Origin of the sequence: Pseudomonas sp. P1.8 (genome assembly GCF_001269805.1) — a bacterium.
Lineage (GTDB): Bacteria > Pseudomonadota > Gammaproteobacteria > Pseudomonadales > Pseudomonadaceae > Aquipseudomonas.
Genome location: NZ_LHVM01000016.1, coordinates 303,672 through 328,783, shown reverse-complemented (window position 1 = coordinate 328,783; position 25,112 = coordinate 303,672). Strand labels below are relative to the sequence as shown.

General features: G+C 58.7%; 20 protein-coding genes and 2 riboswitches. Of the genes, 6 read left to right on the top strand and 14 right to left on the bottom strand.

Translation table 11 applies throughout. The features are described from left to right. Nucleotides 1-71: 71 nt before the first annotated feature. The gene (locus AD668_RS18090; RefSeq protein WP_053160909.1) at nucleotides 72-593 is read right to left on the bottom strand and encodes a DUF4142 domain-containing protein; all 522 of its coding nucleotides are present in this window, start codon (nucleotides 591-593) and stop codon (nucleotides 72-74) included. Nucleotides 594-811: 218 nt separating this feature from the next. On the opposite strand from AD668_RS18090, the gene AD668_RS18085 reads away from it, so the two are divergent. Further along, the gene (locus tag AD668_RS18085; protein WP_053160908.1) at nucleotides 812-1,045 is read left to right on the top strand and encodes a DUF465 domain-containing protein; all 234 of its coding nucleotides are present in this window, start codon (nucleotides 812-814) and stop codon (nucleotides 1,043-1,045) included. Nucleotides 1,046-1,172: 127 nt separating this feature from the next. Here the strand turns inward: AD668_RS18085 and AD668_RS18080 are convergent, their stop codons facing one another. The 5 genes from AD668_RS18080 to AD668_RS18060 all read right to left on the bottom strand — a co-directional run bounded on the left by AD668_RS18080 (nucleotide 1,173) and on the right by AD668_RS18060 (nucleotide 5,592). Next, nucleotides 1,173-2,186, bottom strand: coding sequence for an SMP-30/gluconolactonase/LRE family protein (locus AD668_RS18080; protein ID WP_256220724.1), 1,014 nt, complete (start codon nucleotides 2,184-2,186; stop codon nucleotides 1,173-1,175). 56 nt (nucleotides 2,187-2,242) lie between these two features. Then, nucleotides 2,243-3,385, bottom strand: coding sequence for an SRPBCC family protein (locus AD668_RS18075; protein WP_053160906.1), 1,143 nt, complete (start codon nucleotides 3,383-3,385; stop codon nucleotides 2,243-2,245). 105 nt (nucleotides 3,386-3,490) lie between these two features. Next, a complete protein-coding gene (locus AD668_RS18070) occupies nucleotides 3,491-4,354 on the bottom strand; it encodes a LysR family transcriptional regulator (protein WP_053160905.1) in 864 nt (287 codons plus the stop codon). Nucleotides 4,355-4,502: 148 nt separating this feature from the next. Next, nucleotides 4,503-4,817 carry an SCP2 sterol-binding domain-containing protein gene (locus AD668_RS18065; protein ID WP_053160904.1) on the bottom strand — a complete coding sequence of 105 codons (315 nt, stop codon included), beginning with the start codon at nucleotides 4,815-4,817 and terminating at the stop codon, nucleotides 4,503-4,505. A gap of 64 nt (nucleotides 4,818-4,881) precedes the next feature. After that, nucleotides 4,882-5,592 (bottom strand): histidine phosphatase family protein, encoded by a 711-nt coding sequence (locus AD668_RS18060; protein WP_053160903.1) that lies wholly within the window; start codon nucleotides 5,590-5,592, stop codon nucleotides 4,882-4,884. Between the two features lie 202 nt (nucleotides 5,593-5,794). On the opposite strand from AD668_RS18060, the gene sohB reads away from it, so the two are divergent. Together sohB and AD668_RS18050 are read left to right on the top strand one after the other, a co-directional pair. Continuing rightward, the gene (sohB, locus tag AD668_RS18055; protein ID WP_053160902.1) at nucleotides 5,795-6,817 is read left to right on the top strand and encodes a protease SohB; all 1,023 of its coding nucleotides are present in this window, start codon (nucleotides 5,795-5,797) and stop codon (nucleotides 6,815-6,817) included. A gap of 235 nt (nucleotides 6,818-7,052) precedes the next feature. After that, nucleotides 7,053-10,928: a dermonecrotic toxin domain-containing protein gene (locus AD668_RS18050; RefSeq protein WP_053160901.1), complete on the top strand. Its 3,876-nt coding sequence runs from the start codon at nucleotides 7,053-7,055 to the stop codon at nucleotides 10,926-10,928. A gap of 45 nt (nucleotides 10,929-10,973) precedes the next feature. Here the strand turns inward: AD668_RS18050 and AD668_RS18045 are convergent, their stop codons facing one another. Next, the gene (locus AD668_RS18045) at nucleotides 10,974-11,468 is read right to left on the bottom strand and encodes a DUF934 domain-containing protein (protein WP_053160900.1); all 495 of its coding nucleotides are present in this window, start codon (nucleotides 11,466-11,468) and stop codon (nucleotides 10,974-10,976) included. Further along, a complete protein-coding gene (locus AD668_RS18040) occupies nucleotides 11,452-13,110 on the bottom strand; it encodes a nitrite/sulfite reductase (protein WP_053160899.1) in 1,659 nt (552 codons plus the stop codon). Before AD668_RS18040 ends, AD668_RS18045 begins: the two co-directional genes overlap by 17 nt. A 523-nt stretch (nucleotides 13,111-13,633) precedes the next feature. On the opposite strand from AD668_RS18040, the gene AD668_RS18035 reads away from it, so the two are divergent. After that, a complete protein-coding gene (locus AD668_RS18035; protein ID WP_053161354.1) occupies nucleotides 13,634-14,719 on the top strand; it encodes an ABC transporter substrate-binding protein in 1,086 nt (361 codons plus the stop codon). A 6-nt stretch (nucleotides 14,720-14,725) separates the two neighbouring features. Here AD668_RS18035 and AD668_RS18030 read toward each other — a convergent pair whose 3' ends face one another. Both AD668_RS18030 and metH read right to left on the bottom strand, forming a co-directional pair. Continuing rightward, nucleotides 14,726-14,944: a DUF2970 domain-containing protein gene (locus AD668_RS18030; RefSeq protein WP_053160898.1), complete on the bottom strand. Its 219-nt coding sequence runs from the start codon at nucleotides 14,942-14,944 to the stop codon at nucleotides 14,726-14,728. Between the two features lie 192 nt (nucleotides 14,945-15,136). Beyond that, nucleotides 15,137-18,847, bottom strand: a complete 3,711-nt coding sequence (gene metH / locus AD668_RS18025) for a methionine synthase (RefSeq protein ID WP_053160897.1) — start codon at nucleotides 18,845-18,847, stop codon at nucleotides 15,137-15,139. Between the two features lie 156 nt (nucleotides 18,848-19,003). Here metH and AD668_RS18020 point away from each other — a divergent pair, with 156 nt between their 5' ends. Both AD668_RS18020 and nfuA read left to right on the top strand, forming a co-directional pair. Continuing rightward, on the top strand, nucleotides 19,004-21,301 hold the full coding sequence (locus tag AD668_RS18020) for a fatty acid cis/trans isomerase (protein WP_053160896.1): 2,298 nt from the start codon (nucleotides 19,004-19,006) through the stop codon (nucleotides 21,299-21,301). Nucleotides 21,302-21,498: 197 nt separating this feature from the next. Beyond that, nucleotides 21,499-22,083 (top strand): Fe-S biogenesis protein NfuA, encoded by a 585-nt coding sequence (gene nfuA, locus AD668_RS18015; protein ID WP_003225494.1) that lies wholly within the window; start codon nucleotides 21,499-21,501, stop codon nucleotides 22,081-22,083. 141 nt (nucleotides 22,084-22,224) lie between these two features. On the opposite strand, the gene cobM is transcribed toward nfuA, so the two are convergent. The 4 genes from cobM to AD668_RS17995 form a co-directional block, all read right to left on the bottom strand. Further along, nucleotides 22,225-22,971: a precorrin-4 C(11)-methyltransferase gene (gene cobM, locus AD668_RS18010; protein WP_053160895.1), complete on the bottom strand. Its 747-nt coding sequence runs from the start codon at nucleotides 22,969-22,971 to the stop codon at nucleotides 22,225-22,227. A gap of 82 nt (nucleotides 22,972-23,053) precedes the next feature. Then, a complete protein-coding gene (locus AD668_RS18005; RefSeq protein WP_053160894.1) occupies nucleotides 23,054-23,467 on the bottom strand; it encodes a cobalamin biosynthesis protein in 414 nt (137 codons plus the stop codon). Further along, nucleotides 23,464-24,177, bottom strand: coding sequence for a CbtA family protein (locus AD668_RS18000; protein WP_053160893.1), 714 nt, complete (start codon nucleotides 24,175-24,177; stop codon nucleotides 23,464-23,466). Before AD668_RS18000 ends, AD668_RS18005 begins: the two co-directional genes overlap by 4 nt. Nucleotides 24,178-24,188: 11 nt before the next feature. Then, nucleotides 24,189-24,380 carry a CbtB-domain containing protein gene (locus AD668_RS17995; protein ID WP_053160892.1) on the bottom strand — a complete coding sequence of 64 codons (192 nt, stop codon included), beginning with the start codon at nucleotides 24,378-24,380 and terminating at the stop codon, nucleotides 24,189-24,191. A 121-nt stretch (nucleotides 24,381-24,501) separates the two neighbouring features. Beyond that, a riboswitch (cobalamin riboswitch) is annotated at nucleotides 24,502-24,729 on the bottom strand. Between the two features lie 117 nt (nucleotides 24,730-24,846). Beyond that, nucleotides 24,847-25,059: riboswitch (cobalamin riboswitch) on the top strand. Nucleotides 25,060-25,112 lie beyond the last annotated feature (53 nt).

Below are 25,112 nucleotides of genomic sequence, written 5' to 3'. Positions count from 1 at the left end.
GCGTTTGCCGAACGTCGTCCAATAAAAAAGCCGCGCCAGGGGACGCGGCTTTTGGTGATTGTGCGAGGCAATTATTTGCTCGGATGAGCAGCCTGAAGTTTTTTCGCCATCTCCAGGTGTTTTTCCAGCGCCGGCAGCATTTTCTGCGCAAAGCCCTTGAGCTCGGTGGCGCCTTTGGTTTTATCGTCCGTCACGGTATTGGCTTCTTTCTTGAACAACTCAATGGTGTCTTCGTGGGCCTTGACCTGGTTGTTGGCGTAGGCCTCGTCGAAGGATTCATCGCGCATGTCGAGGATCTTTTCCTTGGCCTGCTTCACCAGCGTGGTGGTGTCTGGCACCTCGATGTCATTTTTTTTTGCAATGGCTGCCAGTTCATCGTTGGCCTTGGAATGATCGGTGATCATCATGTTGGCGAACGACTTCACGTCGGCAGAGGCACTTTTTTCCAGCGCCAGGCGGCTGGTTTCGATTTCCGCAATGCCGCCGGCGGCTGCTTTATCGACAAAATCATTGGAAGTGGCAGCGAAAGCCGTGCCCATGCTGGTACTCAGGGCTACGGCCAGGGCGAGGTGGCGCAAGTTCAATCCGTCCATTGGTCTTTCTCCACACGGGTTTTCATGGGTGATCCGGTGATCGTTAACGTGTGGAGGCCGATTCAGACACAAAGGTTTTATCGCATTTGCGACAGGACGACGAACGGACACCGCTGGTCTGACAGGTGGTCGACAGAACCGCCCAACCAAGGCCATTCTGATAGTTGGTGAACGCAATCGATCGCGTTTCACTACCGATCATCAAACGGAGGTGTTCCATGCCGGTGTCCCATGACCTTTATCAGGATCTGAAACGTTCAAAGGAAGAAATCCAGCAGAAACGCTCCAAGGATCCATTACTGGATTCGTTGCTCAACAAGTACTCACAGGCAGATGCCGAAGTGTTGAAGGCAGAGGAAGCAAAATCCAGCGATGACACGGTGACAAAGCTCAAGGCGAAGCGTTTGGAGGTCAAGGACAAGATCGTCGAGCAACTGCAGTCTTCGTCCTGACCCGGAAGAAGAGCCAGACTGAACCCGCCCTTGTAGGAGCAGGCTCGCCCGCGATGATGCCAGTCCATTCAACATTGATGTTGGTTGACTGGCCCATCGCGAGCAGTCTCGCTCCTTCAGTTGTTTGTCAGAATGCCTTGCTCAACGGCAACCGCACCATGTGCTGCGCCTTTAGCGAACCAAAATACAACCAGTCCCCATATTCGCGCACCGTGGTAATCGGCGAGTAATTGCCTGCGCCAGCATCCTGCAGGTTGGCAATGACCTTGCCCTCAAGGTCAAGGCCGAGGGCGAACCCGTGTTTCTCTACCGGTTTGGGCAGCACGGTCAGGGCCCGAACAATGATCTTGCGCACGAACGGGTGTGGGGCGGTGGCGTCGAGCAGTGCATTGCGCGGCGCATACAGCGCTACCCAGAAGCGGTCGTGACCGTTGAACGACAGGTTGTCCGGTAAACCGGGCAAGTTGTCGATGAACAGGTCGTGGGTGCCCGCTTTCGGCCCGCTGAGCCAGTAACGGCTGATGCGGTAGGCGCCGGTTTCGTTGACCAGCACAAACGCATCGTCCGGCCCCATGGCGACGCCGTTGGCGAATTCCAGTTTGTCGAGCAGTACGGTTGTCTTGCCCGTCTGGAAGTCATAGCGCAGCAAACGACCGTCACCGCCATGCTCAAGCACTGCCTCTCCATCATGGCCGTAACCGAAGCGGCTGGATGCGTCGCTGAAATAAGCGTAATGACCAGGCTTGTCGATGATCACATCGTCGGTAAAACCAAACGGCGTGCCGCCAGCCTCGGTGGTCAGCGCGACCAGCCGTCCCTGGGCGTCCAGTGACAATAGTCCTTTGATCGCATCGGCGATCACCAGCAAACCATTGGGATGGCGAGCCAGCCCCAAGGGGCGGCCACCCGTATCGGCCAAAACTTTGGTGGTCTTGCCGTCAAGGCTGGTGCGGATCAGACGGCCATCGTGCAGTCCGGTGATGAGGCTGTCGTTCTCCAGCAGCAAGGCTTCTGGCCCGTCGATGTCCGATGCGCCTACGCGCTCCACGCCTTTGAGGCGCTGATTCTCGGCAAAGGGGCCATCGGTGAGAGAGGGCGCTGGTTGAGGTGTCCAGGCCACCGGTTTGACCTTGGTCGGCATCAACAGCAAGAAGGCACCAATCGCGATGATCAGGGCCAGCACGAAATGGCGCACCTTCACGCGTCAACTCCCGCCGCCAGGTGGTGTTGAGCCTTCTCGCGCAACGCCCGCAGTGATGCCGCCGACTCGTGATCGATACGACGCTTGAGCAGCAACTGGTTGGCAATTCGCATCGCCAGGCTACTGAAGCGGTACTCCAGCGTACGGGTGAAGCGGGTGTCTTCACCTTCGCGGCTGCACTCGTAGGTCACGATCAAGGACAAACCATTGTCACCCTGAGCCTGCGCACTCCAACGTCGCCCGGGCAAATATTCCTGCACTTCCCAGCTCAGGTGACCATCGCGTCCACCGGCGCGAATGTCTTCCTCGAAGCGCGCACCGGCATGCAACGGACCTTTTGGGCCGTCGATCCGCAGCGACGACGGATGCCATTGCGGCCACAGAGACACAGTGCTGGCGTAGGCAAGTACCTGGATTGGATGTCCGGCAATGACGGTCTGATGCTGCATGCGGGTCATGGGGATTCTCGTCAGGTTGAACAGTTCAGGTTCCGGCTCCCAGTAGAGGGTGCCAAACAGGTAGTCCATCAGCGGAAAAACGATGTTGAAATTGCGCTCCTGCATCAGTTCGCGGCGATGATGCAGCTCATGCAGGCGGCGCATCTGGCGAATCCACGGCAGACGCGAAATCGGGATGTGCGGGGGCAAGTGTTCGCAGGCATGGAACACTTCATAGGCCAGGTAGCCGACGACCAGGCAACCCGCGACCAGTCCGGCGACATTGGTATTCCATTGTTTGAGCAACCACCACAGCGGCAGGGTGATGACCAACGTGTGCAACACAATCAGCCACGCTGGAAACAGAATCACCCGCCAGTCCCGCGCATCTTCGTAGGTCATGTGGCCGGGAGCGAAAAAGCTGTGGTGGTCGCCGGCATGTCGGGCATAAAACATTCGGGAGAAGCTTTTTTTGTGATGCCCAAGGTGACGGTGGGCGCCATATACCCCGAGGTTCAAGAGCAGCAGGGTCACGGGCACCGCCAGCCATTCTGCTGGCCGAACCTGATGCACATTGCTCCAGAAAGCGCTGATGGCCACCGACCCGAACAGCAAGACAAATGTGCCGTGTAGCCATGGGTTGTAGCGTGGATGAACGGCGGCACGGTAGCGGCTGCGGAATGCATCGGTGGTCTGCCTCACTGCAATCACCTGTCGTTTTTGTTATCCCCAGCAGATTAGTCGATTTCGGCGTTCAGACAGGTGAACCTGAAGGACACAACCGCCATGCTCCGGTGAAAAATGCATTCAGGTCAGCGGATCCCAGCGTTGCGACCAGTCTTCGTTGGAGTCGATGACTTCGCGCAGCAGATCAAAGGCCTGTTGCAGGGTTGGCGAGTCGCGGTCGCGGGAGTAAACCAGATAGGTCGGGTAATTGAATTCCGGGGCCTTTGGCACCCGTTCCATTGCTCCGCTTTCCAGATAGCTCTGTACGACGCGGGTCCGGAAATAGCCGCTGCCACCGTTTTCAAGGATGTACTGCAAACCCAGCGGCCCCAGGTTGAAGCTCAAGGCAGCCTTGGAGTTTTCCGGCAGGGCAGTATCGTGTTGGCGCCGGAAATCAGGGCCCCAGTCGATGTAAACATAAGGATCGGGTCGATTGGCCAGGCGCACCAGGATGAGTTTTTCTTCGAGAACCTGCTCGACCTGAAGGCGTGGCCAGTATTGGGGTTGATACACCAGCGCCGCATCCAAAACCCCCAGTTCCAGCTGACGCAGCAGGTTTTCGCCGTCACGGATTTCCATGCGCAAGGCATGGCTGGGGATCTTCACTCGAATTTGGCGGGCCCAGCCGAGCATCAGCGGGTTGCACAGACTGACCTCGCCACCAATGTGCAACACATTGTGATAACCCTCTGGCAACGGCAGGTCCCGTCGTGCGGCTTCCCAGGTTTCCACCAGTTGATTGGCGTAGACCACAAAGGCTTCACCGTTGGGCGTCAAGCGTGCTCCTGCGCGATTTCGTATAAACAGAGTGCTGCCCAGTTGGCCTTCAAGTTTCTGCACGCGGGCGGTGATTGCGGTTTGTGTCACATGCAGTTTTTCCGCCGCCGCAGCCAGGCTGCCGTGGCGGACGATTTCGAGGAAGGTGCGGGCGAGGTCGATATCCATGGGCAGGCCGGTGTTGAAGGTGCTCGTATTGTAGGAGTGCCTGCCGGGCACAGATACAGGATTGTGAAAGACTCAAACAACAAATCCCGCCACGAGGGGCGGGATTCGCTTGCAGCCAGACGACTCCCGAAGATCGGGAGCAGCGTGCTTAGCTTGGGAACAGCTCGGACAGTTTCATGGCCAGCATCATGTCGCCTTCAGCGCGCAGCTTGCCGCCCATGAACGCTTGCATGCCGTCGGTTTCGCCGCTGACGATGCCTTTCAAGGTTTCCTCGTCCATCACCAGGGTCACCTGGGCGTCCGGGTTTTCGCCTTCCTGCAACTCACAGGTGCTGTCCTTGACGATCAGCGAGAAGTTCTTGGTGTCGTCGATGCGAAAACCGAAGACCAGGTCCAGACCGGCGGCAGCGGCTGGGTTGAACTTGGCTTTCATTGCTTGTACGGCATCAGCTACGGAGGTCATGGTTCGATCCTTTCTTGGGTAAAAAGAGCTGGGTGAATACAGCCAGGGTCACAATAGTCCGGACTCAGCGAAATGTGATGAGTTCCGGGGCCTTCAACAGTTGCAGGTGCGTTTGACTGTTGAAGGAAGCCAGCGACACCTCGCGACCACGGAATTTCAAGTGGTTGAGCGAGGTGTTGACGATTTGCCAGTTCAATTCAAAGGCCTGTTTTGCAGGCATTTGCGTAATAAGGTGGAGCAGGGCAGTGATGGTGCCACCGGAAGTAAACACGGCGATTTTCTGGGTATTGTCGGCTTGTTCAAGGATTCGGTGCAGGCCAGCCTGAACCCGCTCGACGAAGCCCAACCAGCTTTCCAGCCCGGGGGTGTCATGGGTGCCGGCGAGCCAGCGTTCGATGATCAGGGCAAAAATGCGCTGGAACTCACCGCGGTTTTGCGTCGCGTTGCGCAGGATGTTCAAGGCGTCTGGCTCGTCTGCCAACATCGCCGGCAACAGTGCGCGGATGACTGCGTCAGCATCGAATTCGTTGAACGCTGAATCAGTCTCCAGGATCGGGACCGGCAGGCCCACGGCAGCGAACTGTTCCAGCGCGCTGTTGGCGGTATGCTGCTGACGGCGCAAATCGCCCGCGAGGCAGCGATCGAAGCTGATCCCGAGTTCGGCCAGGTGCTGGCCGAGGATTTCTGCCTGGCGAATACCGGTCGGCGACAGGACGTCATAGTCGTCTGCACCAAAGGAGGCCTGGCCATGTCGAATCAAATAGATACTGCCCACGTCCGCGTCATCCCGGTACGTTGAAGGTTTGGCGAGGTTATGGGGATGGCGGTGAGCTGTCAATGAAAAAACATACGCTTGTTTGAAATGCTCGTTACACGCCTGTTGCCAGAGGTTTCACGGCTGGCCGATGAGCTGGCGCATGGGTATGCTTGAGGTATCCCGCGCGCGTACCAAGTCGCGCATCGTTCAAGGAGTCCCTGTGGAGTTTTTCACCGAGTACGGCATCTTTCTTGCCAAAACCGTGACCCTGGTGATCGCCATTCTGGTGGTCCTGGCCAGTTTTGCGGCCCTGCGCAGCAAGGGCCGACGCAAGACGGCCGGTCAGTTGCAGGTCAGCAAGCTCAATGATTTCTACAAAGGGCTGCGCGAACGCCTGGAGCAAACCTTGCTCGACAAGGATCAACTCAAGGCGCTGCGTAAATCCCAGGCTAAAACCGATAAAAAGCAAAAGAAGAAACCCGAGACCAAACCTCGGGTGTTCGTGCTGGATTTCAATGGCGATATCAAGGCCTCGGCCACCGAGAGCCTGCGCCATGAAATCACCGCACTTCTGACCCTCGCCACACCCAAGGACGAAGTGGTGCTGCGACTCGAAAGCGGCGGCGGGATGGTTCACAGTTATGGCCTGGCGTCTTCGCAACTGGCACGCATCCGTGACGCGGGTGTGCCGCTGACCGTGTGCATCGACAAAGTCGCCGCCAGTGGCGGCTACATGATGGCGTGCATCGGGCAGAAGATCATCAGCGCACCGTTCGCGATTCTCGGCTCGATCGGTGTGGTGGCGCAGTTGCCCAACGTCAATCGCCTGCTGAAGAAGCACGACATCGACTTCGAAGTCCTCACCGCCGGTGAATACAAACGCACTCTGACGGTGTTTGGCGAAAACACCGAAAAGGGGCGGGAAAAGTTTCAGGAAGACCTGGATATCACCCATCAACTGTTCAAGAACTTCGTGTCCCGCTATCGCCCCCAACTGGCCATCGATGATGTCGCTACCGGCGAGATATGGCTGGGTGTGGCGGCACTGGACAAACAACTGGTGGACGAGCTCAAGACCAGCGACGAGTACCTGGCCGAGCGCGCAAAACAGTCCGAGCTCTATCACCTGCACTATGCCGAGCGCAAAAGTCTGCCGGAACGCATCGGCATGGCTGCCAGCGGCTCGGTCGATCGCGTATTGCTGAGTTGGTGGAGCCGGTTGACCCAGCAACGTTTTTGGTAAGCCCGATACTGTAGGCGCGAGCTTGCTCGCGATGGACGTCAGCGATAACGCGCCCCGTCTGGGGAGCGCACGTATCCAGACGGCTATCGCAAGCAAGCTCACCCCTGCAGTTGACAGCGTTATGGTTTCCGCCTGGAAACCGCGAATTTTCCGAAAGAAGCTGTCGATCACTCCCACGTTGCAGACCACCGAGATTGGTTAGGGTGAAGTTCCTCTAACTGCAACGGAATGCAAAATGAACGAGTTGTCTGAAGCGAATTCCGCGCAACCTCTGCCCCTGCTCGACGAACTGAAAGCTGTCGTGGCCAGGGTGCTTCCACAAACACCTGCCCAGTTCGCTGAATGCGAGATCAAGAAAAGGTGGGACGTCGACCCGCAATCAGCCTTGCTGGTTACGCTCGATTACGATTACGCGGGGCATCCTGCCCAGAACGGCCTTTACCAGGGGCAAGTGACGCGTTCGCAAACACTGGTGCAAGCGTTGTTATCCAATTACCAGACCGTCGCCGACGGACGCTTTGGGGAAAACGCCTTCGGTTTATTCACGCCACCAGACGTCGGCCCGTCGGTTCGAATCGTTGAAAATGTCGACGAATTTGCCTACGACGGCAGCGGTAATCACAAAACTTATGAGGGCATCTATCGCAGTACGCTACCGCAAACCTATGGGCCGCAGACACAGATCAGTCTCAGGCCTGCCGACTTCAAAAAATGGGTCTGGCTCCTGTCTTTCAAGGACTTGTACCAAGCGTATGTCGAGAGTGCCTGGCCCGCGGATGAGGCCATCGAGGCGGTCAAACCCTTCGCCTTGAGAATGTCCACCAAAGCCGCGTTTGTCATGGCGGCCTGGCTGCAGCGCAAGGAGGGTTGTTTGAGCGAAGAGGGCCTGCATCTGGCCATGCGGTCGGCGGGATTGCCCATCGATCAGGCTTGGGAAACCCTGACGATTCAACAGTTGCAAGCGCCGACCCGGATCGCCTCAGGTGTCGAGGTAAGCCGTCTGCTGCTCTATCGATACAGCGCGACGGATATCTGGTGCTATCGCGACCGCACCAGCGGCAAGGTGCTGATGTACATTCCGGGCAATTCCTCGCCCCTGCATGAATTTGCCGATGGACACTTGCTGCGCCGCTGGATCGTCGACCAGGGCAGGTTGACCGAAACCAGGCAGGCGTTGGCTTCACACTTCGCCGAAGACGATCGCCGCGACGGTACGTTTCACGCTGGCGTGCTCACCGCGCTGGATGGCATGGTGAAATATCCGCAACAACATCGGTTGACCAAGGAAGCCGGATTTTTCAACAACGATGGCTATTGGAATCCTGAGGATTACATCGGTTTCGATCCTGCCCCCGCAAAAACCGACCCTTTTGCGCAACTGGTGTTGAGCATGAAACAGGCCGCCCAGGCCAGTGTCGACACTATCCGTGATGATGCTCAAGTCAACCGCGACAACTTGAGTGCGGTCGTTGAACCGATTGTCCACTGGGTGAGCCAGTTTGGTCCTCTGGCGCTGTTTGTACCAGGCGGTGAAGGGTTGCTGGCCCTGGCCGGGGCGATCGACGCCGCCTACGGCCTGGATCAGGCCCTCAATGGCGAGACGGCCGAGCAACGTTCCGAGGGCGTGACCCGCACCGTTTTCGGCTTGCTCAATGCGCTGCCGCTGGTTGCGGATGCCGCTTCCTCAGTCAGCAAAGGCACGGAGGCAGGCGCGCAGATCAAACTTGAGGATGCACAGGGCGAACCCTCGTTAGTCCCTGGTCCCGAACCAGCGGTCATCGCCGTGCCCGGGCAATCGACCTCGCCAATGCTGTCACGTACCGACTTGCTGCGTGGCGTCGGTGCTCCGGCGGGTACATTCAATGATGAGGTGCTGGCACAGATTGGCAGGGTCAGTGCTGTCAGTGACGACATGCTGCGTCTGATGCAGTCGGGCAGAGCTCCGACCCCTTTGCTGGCGGACACTATTGACCGTTTCAGGATCGATCAGGAGGTTCGGGCGCTGCCGGACACTTTCGGCACGCCCGGCGAAAGATTCAACCGCCTTTACCAGGCGCTGCAACGGTCGGAGCACCAGTGGGTGCAATTGTTTCAACGGCAATATCCCGACGTGCCCAAACTCGCCCTCGAGCAGCTGCTCGACCGCTACGGCGTTGACTTCAAGGCTGAGCCGGACGCCGCCGAGGCGCGACGACTGTTCAGACAATTGAACAGCAAGGCTCGCCAATTTCAGCAGCATGTGCGCCTCAATCGGGCGTTTGAAGGACTTTACCTGCACTCGGTCGCCAATCCCGAGGCGGACACCCTGGCTTTGCACTCACTGAAAAACCTGCCCGGCTGGTCCAAGGGCCTGCGCATCGACGTGCGTGATGGCTCGATTGCAGGTCGGTTGCTCGATCGCAGCGGTCCGCTCGACGCAGTGGATTGTCGAATCGTGATCAAGTCGGGGACGGGCTATCTGTCCGGTAGTTCGGTGACAGATTTTTATGAAGCTGTTGCTGGGGTGTTGTCCAAGGATGAGCGTTCAGCGCTGGGGCTGCGATCACGGGATCTCGGTGGGCAATTGAAACTGCAAGTTGGCGAACGACTCCTATCTCGTTCAGAGCTGATACTCGGTCTGGGCAGGATGGATTCAGGTTTGCCCTTCGAGGCTTACGGACTCAGAGGCGGCGGTTATCCGGGCACGCCTCAAGCGGCAGCCCTGACCTGGCAGGTATCGAGGTTGCAAGTCAAGGATATCTATCCCGAGTTTTCCGACGCCGAGGCCGATGAAGTGTTGCAGCGCCTGGGAGGTAACGCTCAGCGTCATCTCGAGGAGCTGAAGCGGCAGATGCATCAACTCTATAGCGATATAGACACCTGGATCGATCAAGTGGGGGTGGACATCGACGATATGGAGGTAGCGTTCCTGCAAATGGGCGATCCCGGTACCGAAGGCCTTGATCACACGCAACTCGCTGCACAAAATGCCCGAACGTTACAAGACGCCATGCGCCAGGAAGCCGCGACCCGAAACGATCTGGCCGATGAATTGATCGATATCTGGAAGAAACGCTCACCGCAACAACAAAGTCACTATTCAGGCAATCACGTGGACGGTTTCGTCATGAACCTGAGCCATGAAGACTACCACCGGCTGCCAGCGCTGAATGTGCGTTTCAACGATGTCGTGGAGCTGAACCTGCGAAACTTCCACTTGACCGAAAGGGAGACGCTGAACGGCTTCCTTGAGCGGTTCCCCAATTTGCGCACTCTCGATCTGCAAGACACCGACCTGCGATTGCCCAACATCGACGGTGAGCTTGAAAGCGCCTTGCCACCCACCATTGCGCAGTTACAGCACCTGACTGTGTTGAATCTGCGTGCCACCCAACTGACCTTCGAAGAGGCCACAGCGGGACAGTTGAGTTCGCTGACCCAGCTGCAATCGCTGGATCTGAGCGATAACCCATTGGGCGTCCCGCCGATAGTGATGGGGATGGCGCAGTTGCGTTCGCTCAATCTGAGCAATACCGGCATCACGACGTGCCCGGCCGGGATCATGGACCAGCCCTACCTGACGACTCTGGACTTGCGTGACAACCAGATTCGCCGTGTGCCGCAGGCCATCTTGAACCAGGCCATCGCCAGGGATCGGGTGCTGCTGTGGAACAACCCTCTGGATGATGAAGACACGTTACGACGGCTGGTCAGCCATCGACAACGAACGGGCGTCAATTTGTGGCTGAGCGTGCCGGGTCATGACTATTCGGGCCCTGCCGCCTGGTTGCGCGAAATTGAAGGGGCGCCGCGCGAGGCGGGGCTACAGATCTGGCAACGGCTGGCGCTCAGACCGGGAGGGGCGCGATTTTTGGGGACCATCAATGCATTGACCCTGACCGCGGACTTCCAGGTTGATTATCTGGATCTTCAGGCACGGGTCTGGCAGCTGTTGACTGAAGCAGAGGCTTCGCAGGAACTGTGGGCGCGATTGCCCCGCAATATTCGATTGCCATCGGGAGCGTTTGACAACCCGTTTGCCGTGTTCACAGCGCTGGAGGATGGGGCGAGGCTCTATAACGACTGGGTGGCATTGGGGCGGCCGTTTCCGACTGGAGAGGGTGCCTTGTAGACGTAAAAAAGCCTCGAGCCCCGCAAGGGGCTCGAGGCTTCATGATCACCGGCGACGAAACAGCGGCAGCGGTTCGTCAGTGGCGGCCTGATAGGTTACCGAGAAGTCCTTGAGTCCCTCAAGGGCTTCATACGGGTCTTTATCGGGGCGAATTGCAAAGGCATCGAAACCGCAGCGATGCAGGTAGAACAGTTGATCACGCAGCACATCGCCAATGGCCCGCAGTTCGCCTTTGAAACCGTAACGGTCGCGCAGCAGGCGTGCGTTGGAGTAGTTGCGGCCATCGGTGAAGGCCGGGAAGTTCAGGGCGATGACTTGGAACTGCGCCACGTCTTCACTGATTTCCTCGGCTTCCTCATCGGCATCCAGCCAGATGCCCAGGCCGCCGTCGCGGGCCAGGAGCATGCGGCTGTGTTCGCGCCACAGCTGCAACGGGACAATGTAGTCGTCGCAGTTGGTGATCTCGTCGATGTTGAAGTCCTTCGGCAGCAAGTGCCAGGTTTCGTCGACGACTTCGTTGTTCTTAATGATTCGCTGCATAGACGCGTTCCTTGAAGAGGTCGATGCCAATACGCTGGTAGGTGTCGATGAAACGCTCGTCTTCGGTACGTTGTTCGATGTACACGTCGATCAGCTTTTCGATCACGTCAGGCATGGCTTCCTGGGCAAAGGACGGCCCGAGGATCTTGCCCAGGCTGGCGTCACGGCTGGCGCTGCCGCCGAGAGACACCTGGTAGAACTCTTCGCCTTTTTTGTCCACCCCGAGGATGCCGATGTGGCCGACGTGGTGGTGACCGCAGGCGTTCATGCAACCGGAGATGTTCAGGTCCAGTTCGCCGATGTCGAACAGGTAGTCCAGGTCATCGAAACGACGCTGGATGGATTCGGCGATCGGGATCGACTTGGCGTTAGCCAGGGAGCAGAAGTCACCACCGGGGCAGCAGATGATGTCGGTCAGCAGGCCGATGTTCGGCGTAGCGAAACCTTGCTCGCGCAACTCGCCCCACAGGGTGAACAGCTTGTCCTGCTCGACGTCGGCCAGAATGATGTTCTGCTCGTGGGACGTGCGCAATTGGCCATAGCTGTAGCGGTCGGCCAGATCGGCAACGGCGTCTAGTTGCTTGTCAGTGATGTCGCCCGGCGCAACGCCGGTCGGCTTCAGGGACAGGGTCACGGCGACATAACCCGGCTTCTTGTGGGCCAGGGTATTGCGAACACGCCAGCGAGCGAAGCCCGGGTGTTCTTTGTCCAGATCGGCCAATGCACCGGCCTGGTTGTCCAGGGACTTGTACTCAGGGTCGACGAAGTGCTTGGCGACACGATGAACTTCGGCTTCGGTCAGTGTGGTCTGGCCACCGCGAAGGTGTTCCATTTCCGCATCGACTTTCTGCGCGAAGACTTCAGGCGTCAGCGCTTTCACCAGGATCTTGATCCGCGCCTTGTACTTGTTGTCACGACGGCCGTAGCGGTTGTAGACCCGCAGGATGGCGTCGAGGTAGCTCAACAGGTCTTGCCACGGCAGGAATTCATTGATGAATGCGCCCACCACCGGCGTACGGCCCAGGCCGCCACCCACCAATACACGGAAGCCCAGTTCGCCAGCGGCGTTGTGCACCGGCTCAAGGCCGATGTCGTGGACTTCGATGGCGGCACGGTCGGAAGTCGACCCGTTGACGGCAATCTTGAACTTACGCGGCAGGTAGGCGAATTCCGGGTGGAACGTTGTCCACTGGCGGACGATCTCGCACCATGGGCGCGGATCGATCAGTTCATCGGCGGCAACGCCGGCAAACTGGTCGGTAGTGACGTTGCGCAGGCAGTTGCCGCTGGTCTGGATCGCGTGCATCTGCACGGTGGCCAGCTCAGCGAGGATGTCCGGAATGTCTTCCACGGCCGGCCAGTTGAACTGCACGTTCTGCCGGGTACTGATGTGGGCGTAGCCCTTGTCGTAGTCGCGGGCGATTTTGGCCATCATTCGCATCTGGCGCGAAGTCAGTTGGCCATAAGGCACGGCGACCCGCAACATCGGGGCGAAACGCTGGATATAAAGGCCATTTTGCAGGCGCAGCGGGCGGAACTCTTCTTCGCTCAGCTCCCCTGCCAGATAGCGTCGGGTCTGATCACGGAACTGCTTGACGCGGTCCTCGATGATCCGCTGATCGTATTCGTCGTATACGTACATATAAGTCCTGTTCTCAGGCTTGGGTCGCTCGGATACAGCTGCGTTTTTGTGCTTGCCGGAGTCCGATAAAACCTCTGCAATTCTGCGCGCACGGCCGCGCTCTCCCTACGGAGCCGGGGCAAGATACCAGTTTGCAGTTATGCGTAAAAGTGATGTTTGAGCATATGTAAAGAACCAAATCGCCTAATGAGAATCGTTGTCGCAAAGACCCTGTTTGTGGTGCGGGCAATCGTCGTCTTTACTGTGATCGAGTCTTTATGCAATCACCGATAAAACCGACAAGAGGCGATGCAATGAGCAACCCAACCAAAGCACAAAAAAGCGATAGCTCGGTCGATGCCTGGGCGATTTTGTTTTTGATCATTCTGGTCGTGGGGACGGCGGTTTTCTGGGTCAGTCACCAGTAAGCGACTACATCGGGCCTATGTTCTGACGATTGTCAGGCAAAAACCGGAAAAGTCGCCGTTGTAGCGGAGATTCGCTGGCTATAATGCGCGGCGAATTTCCGGGGCTCGGTCGACACATGTTGAAGTTTCTGAGGGGCGTACTGCTGACGCTGGGCTTGGCCGCGGGAAATTGTGCCCAAGCGGCGTCGGTGTTGTTCCTGAATCCGGGAACCACCAAAGAAGCTTTCTGGGTCAGTTATTCGCAGTTCATGCAGGCCGCAGCCACGAATCTGGGGATGGACCTGCGCATCCAGTATGCCGACCGGGTCCCTGAAAACATCATCAAACAGGCCCGTGAAGCCCTGCAGGGACACAATCGTCCCGACTATCTGGTGTTCGTCAACGAGCAATCCGTGGCGCCCGAAATCCTGCGTCTGGCGCAAGGCAGCGGTGTAAAGCTGTTTTTGGTCAATAACGCGCTGTCAGCGGATCAGGTGAAGCTACTCGGTGCGCGGCCGGACAGGTATCCCGGTTGGGTCGGTAGCCTGGTGCCCAATGACGAGGAAGGTGGCTATCTGATGCTCAAAGAGCTGATTCGTCGACATCCTCCTGTTACATCTGGGGATACGATCGAGCTGCTGGCGTTTTCCGGGTTGAAGGTCACCCCGTCGGCGCAGTTGCGTGAAAAGGGTCTGCGTCGGGCATTGGCCGAGCATCCTGAAGTTCGGCTGCGTCAGCTGGTGTATGGCGGCTGGACACGGCAGCGTGCTTATGAGCAGGCCAGGTTGTTGTTCAAGCGTTACCCCCGAGCCTCACTCGTCTGGACTGCCAATGACGAGATGGCATTTGGCGTCATGCAGGCGTACGCCGAAACGGGAGGCGTGCCTGGCCAGGGCGCGTTGTTTGGCACCATCAACAATTCACCGGCCGCGTTGCAGGCTCTGCTGGACAATCGCCTGAGCGTGCTGCTGGGCGGTCATTTCAGCCTGGGTGGCTGGGCGATGGTGCAATTGCACGATTACGACGAAGGAATCGACACCAGCCAGTTCGGTGGCCGCGACCGGCAGATACCCTTGCTCGAGGTCATTGATAAGACTCAGGCCAGACGGTTGCTGGGACTGGGCGCCAAGCAGGACTTCGGTGTAAGTTTTCATAAGCTGTCCGCCAAGGGGCGACCGACGTCCTGGCGCTACCCCTTCACCCTGCAGACCTTGATGCACTAAGCCGGGTCAGACGCCGGCCAGGTGCAGCACCAGCTTCACGATGCCGAACAGCGTCAACGCGAACACCGCCGTGAACACTATCCCCAACACCACAAAATGACTGGGTTTGCCGTGAGTGAAGTCACGGGCGCGGTTCTTGCCGCTTTGCACCCCGAAAGCCGCCGCCATGACGCTGTGCAGCATCTGCCAGAAGGTCGGCGGTTTGTTGTCGGCTGGATCGTCCATAAATCCCTCACCACAGATGTGTGTGAGGCAAGCATAGACAATTCGCCGAATCGACAAAGTAAATGTGGGAGCGAACCTGCTCGATGAGGCCATTACAGTCGAAATCAATGATGACTGTCAGTCCGCTATCGCGTGCAGACTCGCTCCCACTGGGGGGCTTGGTTGGCCACATGACTGTGGCCAGCAAAGTGCTTAGTTGTCGTAACCCAGATTCGGTGCCAGCCAGCGCTCGGTCACGCTCAGTTCCTGACCTTTACGCGAGGTGTAGCTCTGCACCTGGTCCTTGTCGATTTTACCCACAGCGAAGTATTGCGCTTGCGGGTGAGCGAAGTACCAGCCGCTGACCGCTGCTGCCGGGAACATGGCGTAGTGTTCGGTCAGGAACACACCGCTGCGACCGGCGCGCATTTCCTGGGCTTGCGGATCGAGCAGGGCGAACAGTTGGGCTTTCTCGGTATGATCCGGGCACGCCGGGTAGCCTGGAGCAGGGCGGATACCGGTGTACTGTTCCTTGATCAACGCCTCGTTATCCAGGGTCTCGTCTTTCGCGTAACCCCAATGCTCTTTACGCACTTGCTGGTGCAGCCACTCGGCGCATGCCTCGGCCAGGCGGTCGGCCAGGGCCTTGACCATGATCGAGTTGTAGTCGTCGCCAGCATCCTGATAAGCCTTGGCCACTTCTTCGGCACCAATACCGGCGGTGGTGATGAAACCACCGACGTAGTCGGTCACTTCGCTGTCCTTCGGCGCAACGAAGTCGGCCAGGGAGAAGTTTGGCTTGCCGTCGGTCTTGATGATCTGCTGGCGCAAGTGATGCAGCTTGGCCATTGGCTTGCCGTCGTCGCCGTACAGTTCGATGTCGTCGTCGTGTACCTGATTGGCTGGCCAGAAGCCGAACACCGCACGGGCGCTGATCAGCTTCTCGTCGATCAGTTTGGTGAGCATTTCCCGGGCGTCTTTGTAGAGCGAGGTAGCGGCTTCGCCGACCACTTCGTCCTCGAGGATGCGCGGGAATTTACCGGCCAGGTCCCAAGAGATGAAGAAGGGTGTCCAGTCGATGTACTCGGCCAGAACGTTGAGGTCGATGTTGTCGAGCACCCGCGATCCGGTGAAGGTCGGCTTGACCGGTGTGTAGTTCGCCCAGTCGAACTGTGGCTTCTTGGCGATGGCCGCGCCGTAGCTCAGGCGTTCGGTGCGGGCGCTGCGGTTGGCGGTGCGCTCACGGACTTCGATATAGTCCTGGCGGGTTTTCTCGACGAAACCGGCCTTGAGTTCCTTGGACAGCAATTGGGTCGCCACGCCCACGGCGCGAGAGGCGTCGGTGACGTAGATCACGGCATCGTTGCTGTACTTGGGTTCGATCTTCACCGCTGTGTGCGCCTTGGAGGTGGTGGCGCCACCGATCATCAGCGGCAGGTGGAAATCCTGGCGCTGCATCTCGCGGGCGACGTGGACCATCTCATCCAGCGACGGAGTGATCAGGCCAGACAGGCCGATGATGTCGCACTTCTGCTCCTTGGCCACTTGCAGGATTTTTTCTGCCGGGACCATCACGCCGAGGTCGACGATGTCGTAGCCGTTGCAACCGAGCACCACACCGACAATGTTCTTGCCGATGTCGTGCACGTCGCCTTTTACCGTGGCCATGAGGATCTTGCCCTTGGCTTCCGGCTTGTCGCCTTTTTCCAGCTCGATGAACGGGATCAGGTGCGCGACGGCCTGTTTCATTACGCGGGCGGATTTCACTACCTGGGGCAGGAACATTTTGCCAGCGCCGAAGAGGTCGCCAACAATGTTCATGCCGGACATCAGCGGGCCTTCGATCACTTCGATCGGACGGGCGAAGGACTGACGGGATTCTTCGGTGTCTTCGACAATATGGGTAGTGATGCCCTTGACCAGTGCGTGTTCCAGACGCTTGTTGACGTCCCAGCCGCGCCATTCTTCGGTCTCGGCTTCCTTGACGCTGCCATCGCCCTTGTACTTGTCGGCGATGGCGAGGAGGGCGTCGGTGCCATCCGGGGTGCGGTTGAGGACCACGTCTTCCACGGCGTCGCGCAGTTCCGCCGGGATCTGGTCGTAGATCTCCAGTTGACCGGCGTTGACGATGCCCATGGTCAGGCCGGAACGGATCGCGTACAGGAGGAACACCGAGTGGATCGCTTCACGCACCGGGTTGTTGCCACGGAACGAGAACGACACGTTGGACACGCCGCCGGAGGTCAGCGCGTACGGCAGTTCATCACGAATGTAGGCGCAGGCATTGATGAAGTCGACGGCGTAGTTGTTGTGTTCTTCGATACCGGTGGCCACGGCGAAGATGTTCGGGTCGAAGATGATGTCTTCCGGCGGGAAGTCCACTTCGTTGACCAGAATGTCGTAGGAGCGTTTGCAGATTTCCTTCTTGCGCGCTTCGGTATCGGCCTGGCCGGCTTCGTCGAAGGCCATCACCACCACGGCGGCGCCGTAGCGCTTGCACAGTTTGGCGTGATGAATGAACTGCTCGACGCCTTCTTTCATGCTGATCGAGTTGACGATGCCCTTGCCCTGGATGCATTTGAGGCCGGCTTCGATCACTTCCCACTTGGAGGAGTCGATCATGATCGGTACGCGGGAGATGTCCGGTTCGCCGGCGATCAGATTGAGGAAGGTCACCATGGCCTTCTTCGAATCGAGCATCCCCTCGTCCATGTTGATGTCGATCACCTGAGCGCCGGCTTCGACCTGCTGCAGGGCGACTTCCAGGGCTTCGGTGTAATTGTCTTCACGGATCAGGCGGGCGAACTTGGCGGAACCGGTGATGTTGGTGCGCTCGCCGACGTTGACGAACAGCGAGTTGCGATCGATGGTGAACGGCTCCAGGCCCGAGAGGCGGCAAGCCTTCGGGATGTCCGGGATCTGGCGCGGCGCGTAACCGGCCACGGCTTTGGCGATGGCTTCGATGTGGCCCGGCGTCGTGCCGCAGCAGCCGCCAACGATGTTCAGGAAACCGCTTTGGGCGAATTCTTCGATGACCTTGGCGGTTTGCGACGGCAGCTCGTCGTACTCACCGAATTCGTTCGGCAGACCGGCGTTGGGGTGCGCGGAAACGTGGGTGTTGGCCTTGTTCGACAACTCCTCCAGGTACGGGCGCAATTCGCTGGCGCCGAGGGCGCAGTTCAGGCCGACCGAGATCGGCCTGGCGTGGGCCACGGAGTTCCAGAACGCTTCGGTGGTCTGCCCGGACAGGGTGCGACCGGAGGCGTCGGTGATGGTGCCGGAAATCATGATCGGCAATTCAATGCCCAATTCTTCGAACACACCTTGCACGGCGAAGATCGCCGCCTTGGCATTCAGGGTGTCGAAAATGGTTTCGATCAGGATCAGGTCGGCGCCGCCTTCGATCAGGCCCTTGGTGGACTCGGTGTAGTTTTCCACCAGTTCATCGAAGGTCACGTTGCGGTAGCCGGGGTTGTTCACGTCCGGGGACAGCGAGCAGGTACGGCTGGTCGGGCCGAGTACGCCGGCGACGAAGCGCGGCTTGTCCGGGGTTTCGAGGGTCTTGGCGTCGGCCACCTTGCGGGCCAGGCGAGCGCCTTCAACGTTTAACTCATACGCCAGGCCCTGCATGCCGTAGTCGGCCAGGGAAATCTGGGTGGCGTTGAAGGTGTTGGTTTCCAGAATGTCCGCGCCGGCATCGAGGTAGGCTTTCTCGATCCCGCCAATCACGTCCGGGCGCGTCAGCACCAACAGGTCGTTGTTGCCTTTGACATCGCTTGGCCAGTCGGCGAAGCGTTTGCCACGGTAATCCTGTTCTTCGAGCTTGTAGCTCTGGATCATCGTGCCCATGCCGCCATCGAGAATCAGGATGCGCTCTTTGAGGGCGTGCTTGAGGGCTTGAAGGCGAACACTGCGATCGGACATTGGGACTACTCGGAAAGACCATGACGAAGGGCCGGGATCATAACAAACTTGTGCGCTTTTAGAGCATGACCGGGTTTAGCATGAATATCGCTCATGTTGGCTGGTGCGTCTGAGCTGTAGAATCGCGGCGTTTTTTAAAGGATCGGGACCAGGGACATGTCGTATCGCTTCATCATCAGCGCTGTGCTGTTGTTTTTAAGCTGGGGCGCTGCGGCGCAAGATCCAGCGATTTTGCCAGCGATTTCCTACAGCCGTGACATCCAGCCGATCTTCACTGAAAAGTGCGTGGCCTGCCACGCCTGCAACGATGCAGCCTGTCAGCTCAACCTCGGCAGTGGTGAAGGCGCGGCGCGAGGCGCGACGAAAATTCCGGTCTACGATGGCGATCGCAGCAAAGCAGTTGCACCGACGCGCCTGTTTATGGATGCCTCCGGGAAAACCGCCTGGCAGCAAAAGGGCTTCTATTCGGTGCTTGATGCACAGGCGAGTCAGGCCGCACTGATGGCACGCATGCTTGAACTGGGCCACAACACACCTTTGCAACCTAACGCCAAACTGCCGCAAGACATTGTCCTGGGCCTGAACCGCGAAAACATGTGCGCCATGCCGGCGGAGTTTGACGCTTATGCCTCAACCCATCCCAAAGAAGGCATGCCGCTGGCAGTGACCGGCCTGACCAATCAGCAATACCAGACGTTGCAACGCTGGCTGACCTCCGGCGCACCCATCGATGAGCAGGGCCTGGTCCCTGACGCCAAAGAGGCCCTGCAGGTGGTGCAGTGGGAAAACCTGCTCAATTCGCCCGGCGCCAGGCAGAGCCTGGTGGGGCGTTGGCTATATGAGCACTGGTTCCTTGCGCATCTCTACTTCAAGGATGGCGAGGCCGGGCATTTCTTTCAGTGGGTGCGTTCGCGTACACCGACCGGCCAGCCGATCGACCTGATCAACAGCCGTCGCCCGAACGATGACCCGGGTACCGTCTTTTATTACCGTTTGTGGCCGGTGCAGGGCGTGATCGTGCACAAGACCCACATTGCCTATCCGCTGAGCCCGGCGAAAATGGCCCGGGTCAAAAGCCTGTTCTACAACGGCAGCTGGCAGGTCGACGCGCTGCCGGGTTATGGGCCGCAGAGCCGGGCCAACCCCTTCGCCACCTTTGAGGCGATCCCGGCCCAGGCGCGTTATCAGTTCATGCTCGATAACGCCGAATACTTCGTTCGCACCTTTATTCGCGGGCCGGTGTGCCGCGGCCAGATCGCCACAGATGTAATTCGCGACAACTTCTGGGCGTTGTTCCAGGCGCCGGACCACGATCTTTATGTCACCGACCCGAATTACCGCGGCCAGGCCACGCCGTTGCTGGCGATGCCGGGGCAGAACGATGACGTCGGCAGCGTCTTGAGTCTATGGCACGACTACCGTGACAAACGCAACGAATACGAGGCCTTGCGCCGCGACAGTTACGCCGATGAACCGGCGCCGAGCTGGTCGACACTCTGGGCCGGTAACGACAATTCGTTGCTGAGCATCTTCCGTCACTTCGACAGCGCCTCGGTGACCAAGGGCCTGATCGGCGACGTGCCGCAAACGATATGGCTGTTCGACTATCCGTTGCTGGAGCGCACTTATTACCAGTTGGCGGTCAACTTCGATGTGTTCGGCAACGTTTCCCATCAGGCCCAGACCCGCCTGTACTTCGACCTGATCCGTAACGGTGCCGAGCAGAACTTCTTGCGTTTGATGCCCGCCGATTCTCGCGATGGTTACCTTGATGACTGGTATCAAAACAGTGGCAAATTCAAAATGTGGCTGGATTACGAGTCCATCGACAACGATAAGCCGACTGCACTGAAACTCGACGAGGCAGACCCCAAGCGCGATTTTGCCAAACAATTGCTGGCCCGTTATGGCGACCTCAATGCGCAGCCCGATCCCATCAACCGCTGCGAGGGGGCCTATTGCTCCCGGCCGAACATCGATCCTGACCTGCAGAGCGCCGAACAGGCTCTCAGCCACCTGGCCTCGCGCCCGGCGGCCGGATTGAAGGTCATTGATCAGTTGCCCGAAGCCACCATGCTGCGAGTGGAAGCCGCGAGCGGCAAGCGTGTGGCCTACAGCCTGCTGCGCAACCGCGCGCACAGCAATGTGGCGTTCATGCTCGGCGAATCGATGCGCTTTCAGCCGGGGCTCGATACCCTGACCATTTTCCCGGGTGTGTTAAGCAGTTATCCGAACTTCATGTTCAACATCCCGGCCGGACAAGTGCCTGAGTTTGTGGGCGCGATGGAAAGCGCCAGGGACGCCGACAGTTTCGAGAAAATCGTCGAACGTTGGGGTATTCGCCGCAGTCATCCGCAGTTCTGGCAGTATTTTCATGACCTGAGCCGCTATATCCACGAGACAGATCCGGTGGAAGAGGGCGTGCTGGACATGAATCGTTACGAGAACCTTTGATCCACCACAATCCCCGTAGGAGCTGGCTTGCCAGCGATGAGGGCAAGACATTCAATATAAATGTCAACTGACCTGACGCCTTCGCCGGCAAGCCAGCTCCTACAGGGTATGAAAAGATCTTTTCCTGACAAAAATACTAGGACTTTGTCCGGCGCGTTGATTGGCGTAAACTGCGACCAAGCCTGCGAGGAGTTTCCATGACCGCTATTACCATTACCGACGCCGCCCACGATTACCTGGCTGATCTGCTCTCCAAGCAGAACACCCCGGGTATCGGTATCCGCGTCTTCATCACCCAGCCTGGCACCCAGTACGCCGAAACCTGCATTGCCTACTGCAAGCCGGGCGAAGAAAAACCCGAGGACACCGCACTGGGGCTCAAAAGCTTCACTGCGTACATCGATTCGTTCAGCGAAGCATTCCTGGATGACGCGGTCGTCGACTACGCCACCGACCGCATGGGCGGCCAGCTGACCATCAAGGCGCCAAACGCCAAAGTCCCGATGGTCAACGCTGACAGCCCGGTCAATGAGCGCATCAACTATTACCTGCAAACCGAAATCAACCCGGGGCTGGCCAGCCACGGCGGACAGGTGAGCCTGATCGACGTGGTCGAGGACGGCATCGCTGTTCTGCAGTTTGGCGGTGGTTGCCAGGGTTGCGGTCAAGCCGACGTGACGCTCAAGGAAGGCATCGAGCGTACATTGCTTGAGCGCATTCCGGAGCTCAAGGGTGTTCGGGACGTGACCGACCACACGCAGAAAGAAAACGCCTACTACTAAGGTGTTCGCTGCGGCATAAAAAACGGCGCCCCGTGAGCGCCGTTTTTTTATGGGTGATGCATAAAAGATCGCAGCCTTCGGCAGCTCCTACGAGAGAATGCGTTCTCCTGTAGGAGCTGCCGAAGGCTGCGATTTTTTGACTCAAGGGCGATAAAGATGCGCATGCCCGGCACGATACAGCGATGACTCGCTGAAGTGATCACTGCCCAACACCCGTCCTACCAGAATCAACGCCGTACGACGAAACCCCTTCGCTTCAACCTTGCCGACAATATCTGCCAGCGTTCCCACCACCCAATCCTGATCCGGCCAACTCGCGCGGTGCACCACTGCAATCGGGCAATCGACGCCGTAATGCGGCACCAACTGGGCAACAATCTTCACCAGATGATTAACCCCCAGATGGATCGCCATGGTCGCGCCGTGCTGCGCCAGACTTGAGAATTCCTCGCCCGGTGGCATGGCGGTCTTGTCGGCGTAGCGGGTCAGGATCACGCTTTGCGAAATGTCCGGCAGCGTGAGCTCGGCACCCAGCAGCGCTGCACACGCGGCGGTGGCGGTGACGCCAGGGACGATTTCGAACGGGATGCCCAGCTCACGCAAATAACGAATCTGCTCGCCAATGGCGCCATACAGGCTCGGATCGCCGGAATGCACTCGCGCCACATCCTGACCTTTGGCGTGGGCGGCCTTGATCAGGTCGATGATCTGTTCAAGGTGCAGTTCGGCGCTGTTGACCACCTGTTCGGCACAATGACCTTCCAGAACCGCAGCGGGAACCAGTGAGCCGGCGTAGATGATCACCGGGCAGCTGCGAATCAGTCGCTGGCCTTTGACGGTGATCAGTTCCGGGTCGCCGGGACCTGCGCCAATAAAGTAGACGGTCATCGTCGGTTCCTGTGGGATAAAGGGGCTGAACAGGGCTTCAGATGAAGAATGTTCATGATCGAGAGCGGGGATTATCGGGGTTTCAGGCCGCGCCGGCCAATGCCAGGGTTGCCTGGGCATATTTTTGACGTGGAATCAGCAATTTTGCCGGGCCTTGAGCCAGTTGTTCAGCCAGAGCCAGCGCAGCGCTTTCCGCTACGCCATAACAACCGGTGCGCTCGAAGGCGATTTGCGATTGATGACTTAGCTGGTGCTCATAAGCTGCAAGTTCTTCGCAACTGAAGTACTGCAACGGCAGTGCCAGTTGATTTGCCAACTCGATCAGAGCGGGTTCATCGCGCTTCAAATCGATGCTGGCCAGCGCTTTGATTTCATGCCGTGCGATCTGGTGCGCTGCCAACGCCTGATCGAGCAGCGCCAACAACGTACTGACGGGGCAGCCGCGCTGGCAGCCCAGACCGACGACCAGCGTCGGCGCTGCGCTGTTTTCAGTCATGCGTGGTATTGGCCGTCGCTTTTGCGGCGGAACAACCAGGCGCTGATCAGGCCAAGGGCCAGCCAGAACGCCACGTTGGTCAACTGCGAAGCGATTTTGAATTGGGCCTCCAGTGCTTCGGGAGCGAGCATCGAATGCACCTCCGGTTGTGGTGCGCCAATCACATGCGGAACAGCGAGGATCGCCATCCCCAGGACTTTCATCAACCAGTGGCGGCTGAAGGCGATCAAGGCGATGCCGACGGCGGTAGAAGAGGCGGTGCCGATCCACCACATTTGCCGTTGTGCCAGATCGGCCGCAGCGGTGCCCGGCAGTTCTGGTGGCAGGCCAAGTGTTGGCGCAAGCACGAAGGTTGCGTAACCGGCCAAACCCCAGAGCAGGCCCTGGGAAGTTTTGGTCGGTGCGCGCAGGGTGTACAGGCCCGCCAGCATCAGGGCAAAACCGACAGCGACCACCAGATTACCGCCGGTGGTCGACAGTACACGCTGCCAGCCGTCTTCTGGCTCCCAGGCTTCGGCGTCATGAGTGTGGGCGGCGACTGCACCTTCGGTGTGAGCGTGTTCGTGGACCTCAACGGCAGCCGGTCCGGATCTTTCGTAGGTTTCGGCCTGCAGAATCAGCGGCGAAACCCAGAAGCTTTGCAGCAGGGTGAGCAACAGGGCGGCCAACAGTCCAGTGAAACCAGCGGTTTGCGCGATACGCTTGATCATGTCATCAGGTCTCAATGGCACGGGAACGCGGCGCTGTGACGGGTATCGTGCGCGGCATTGTGTACCGCTTCGATGTGCGAGAAACCGGCGAAATACACAAGGCAGGCACCCAGGATCGACGCGAAAATGGCGGCGGTCATACGTTGGGTCAAGGTAGAAGTGGTGCTGGCGCTGGTGTGTTCGGCGCTGCTGGTGATCGACATGGCGTTTCCCTCTGGTCTGTCAGCGGGGAATAAGGGCGCATGCAAAACCCGGCACGAACGGGCGCGCAAGGGGGTGCAAACAGCGCCCGCCCACCGCGGGTTTGTTGTTCAGTGAACGTACAGGTCACTTTGTGTTGCGGGCCGGTCTCCGGGCTCACGAGGGGCGCCAGGCATTTGCCTGAACCTGAAAGCATCACCTTCCCATGCCGCAGTGGCACAGTGGTTTTGACGCTTCACTCGCTTACCGTTGCGGGGGCAGCACCGGACTGACATGGCTTTGGAGTAAAGCACATGATTCACCGGTTTCCCGTTTCACCCTGTGAAGGGCACCCGTAACAAAGCGTGTAGGAGAGCATGGGCGAGGCGTTCGCGTCAATTGGCAGTGGTTCTCACTTGGCGTCTTCTGTTGATTTGCACTTTGTAGGAAGGAGGCGCTCTCAGTGATTGACCCGCCCCAATACGATGCGTAGCCTTGCGCATTCGAGGTTCTTCGGCGTTTGTCGAAGCTAAGAAGGGAACGCGGTCGATGCCGCGGCTGCCCCCGCAACTGTGAACGGTGATGTTCGCTGCCACGCCACTGCACGCTCAACCCTTGAGCCCGCGGGAAGGCGCAGTGAATGCCAGGCCCAAGGCCGGCACGCCGTCAGCCAGGAGACCTGCCTCGATACAGATTCTCACTACAACCGGGCGGGGTGATCCGGTGGCGAACGCTTCCGGCGCGTGTGCACGTGG

Excerpts from the sequence above, each read along its gene's own strand:
- AD668_RS18090 (WP_053160909.1), bottom strand. The coding sequence starts at position 593 with ATGGACGGATTGAACTTGCGCCACCTCGCCCTGGCCGTAGCCCTGAGT.
- AD668_RS18085 (WP_053160908.1), top strand. The coding sequence starts at position 812 with ATGCCGGTGTCCCATGACCTTTATCAGGATCTGAAACGTTCAAAGGAA.
- AD668_RS18080 (WP_256220724.1), bottom strand. The coding sequence starts at position 2,186 with ATGCCGACCAAGGTCAAACCGGTGGCCTGGACACCTCAACCAGCGCCC.
- AD668_RS18070 (WP_053160905.1), bottom strand. The coding sequence starts at position 4,354 with ATGGATATCGACCTCGCCCGCACCTTCCTCGAAATCGTCCGCCACGGC.
- AD668_RS18065 (WP_053160904.1), bottom strand. The coding sequence starts at position 4,817 with ATGACCTCCGTAGCTGATGCCGTACAAGCAATGAAAGCCAAGTTCAAC.
- AD668_RS18050 (WP_053160901.1), top strand. The coding sequence starts at position 7,053 with ATGAACGAGTTGTCTGAAGCGAATTCCGCGCAACCTCTGCCCCTGCTC.
- AD668_RS18045 (WP_053160900.1), bottom strand. The coding sequence starts at position 11,468 with ATGCAGCGAATCATTAAGAACAACGAAGTCGTCGACGAAACCTGGCAC.
- AD668_RS18040 (WP_053160899.1), bottom strand. The coding sequence starts at position 13,110 with ATGTACGTATACGACGAATACGATCAGCGGATCATCGAGGACCGCGTC.
- AD668_RS18035 (WP_053161354.1), top strand. The coding sequence starts at position 13,634 with ATGTTGAAGTTTCTGAGGGGCGTACTGCTGACGCTGGGCTTGGCCGCG.
- AD668_RS18030 (WP_053160898.1), bottom strand. The coding sequence starts at position 14,944 with ATGGACGATCCAGCCGACAACAAACCGCCGACCTTCTGGCAGATGCTG.
- metH (WP_053160897.1), bottom strand. The coding sequence starts at position 18,847 with ATGTCCGATCGCAGTGTTCGCCTTCAAGCCCTCAAGCACGCCCTCAAA.
- AD668_RS18020 (WP_053160896.1), top strand. The coding sequence starts at position 19,004 with ATGTCGTATCGCTTCATCATCAGCGCTGTGCTGTTGTTTTTAAGCTGG.
- nfuA (WP_003225494.1), top strand. The coding sequence starts at position 21,499 with ATGACCGCTATTACCATTACCGACGCCGCCCACGATTACCTGGCTGAT.
- cobM (WP_053160895.1), bottom strand. The coding sequence starts at position 22,971 with ATGACCGTCTACTTTATTGGCGCAGGTCCCGGCGACCCGGAACTGATC.
- AD668_RS18005 (WP_053160894.1), bottom strand. The coding sequence starts at position 23,467 with ATGACTGAAAACAGCGCAGCGCCGACGCTGGTCGTCGGTCTGGGCTGC.
- AD668_RS18000 (WP_053160893.1), bottom strand. The coding sequence starts at position 24,177 with ATGATCAAGCGTATCGCGCAAACCGCTGGTTTCACTGGACTGTTGGCC.
- AD668_RS17995 (WP_053160892.1), bottom strand. The coding sequence starts at position 24,380 with ATGTCGATCACCAGCAGCGCCGAACACACCAGCGCCAGCACCACTTCT.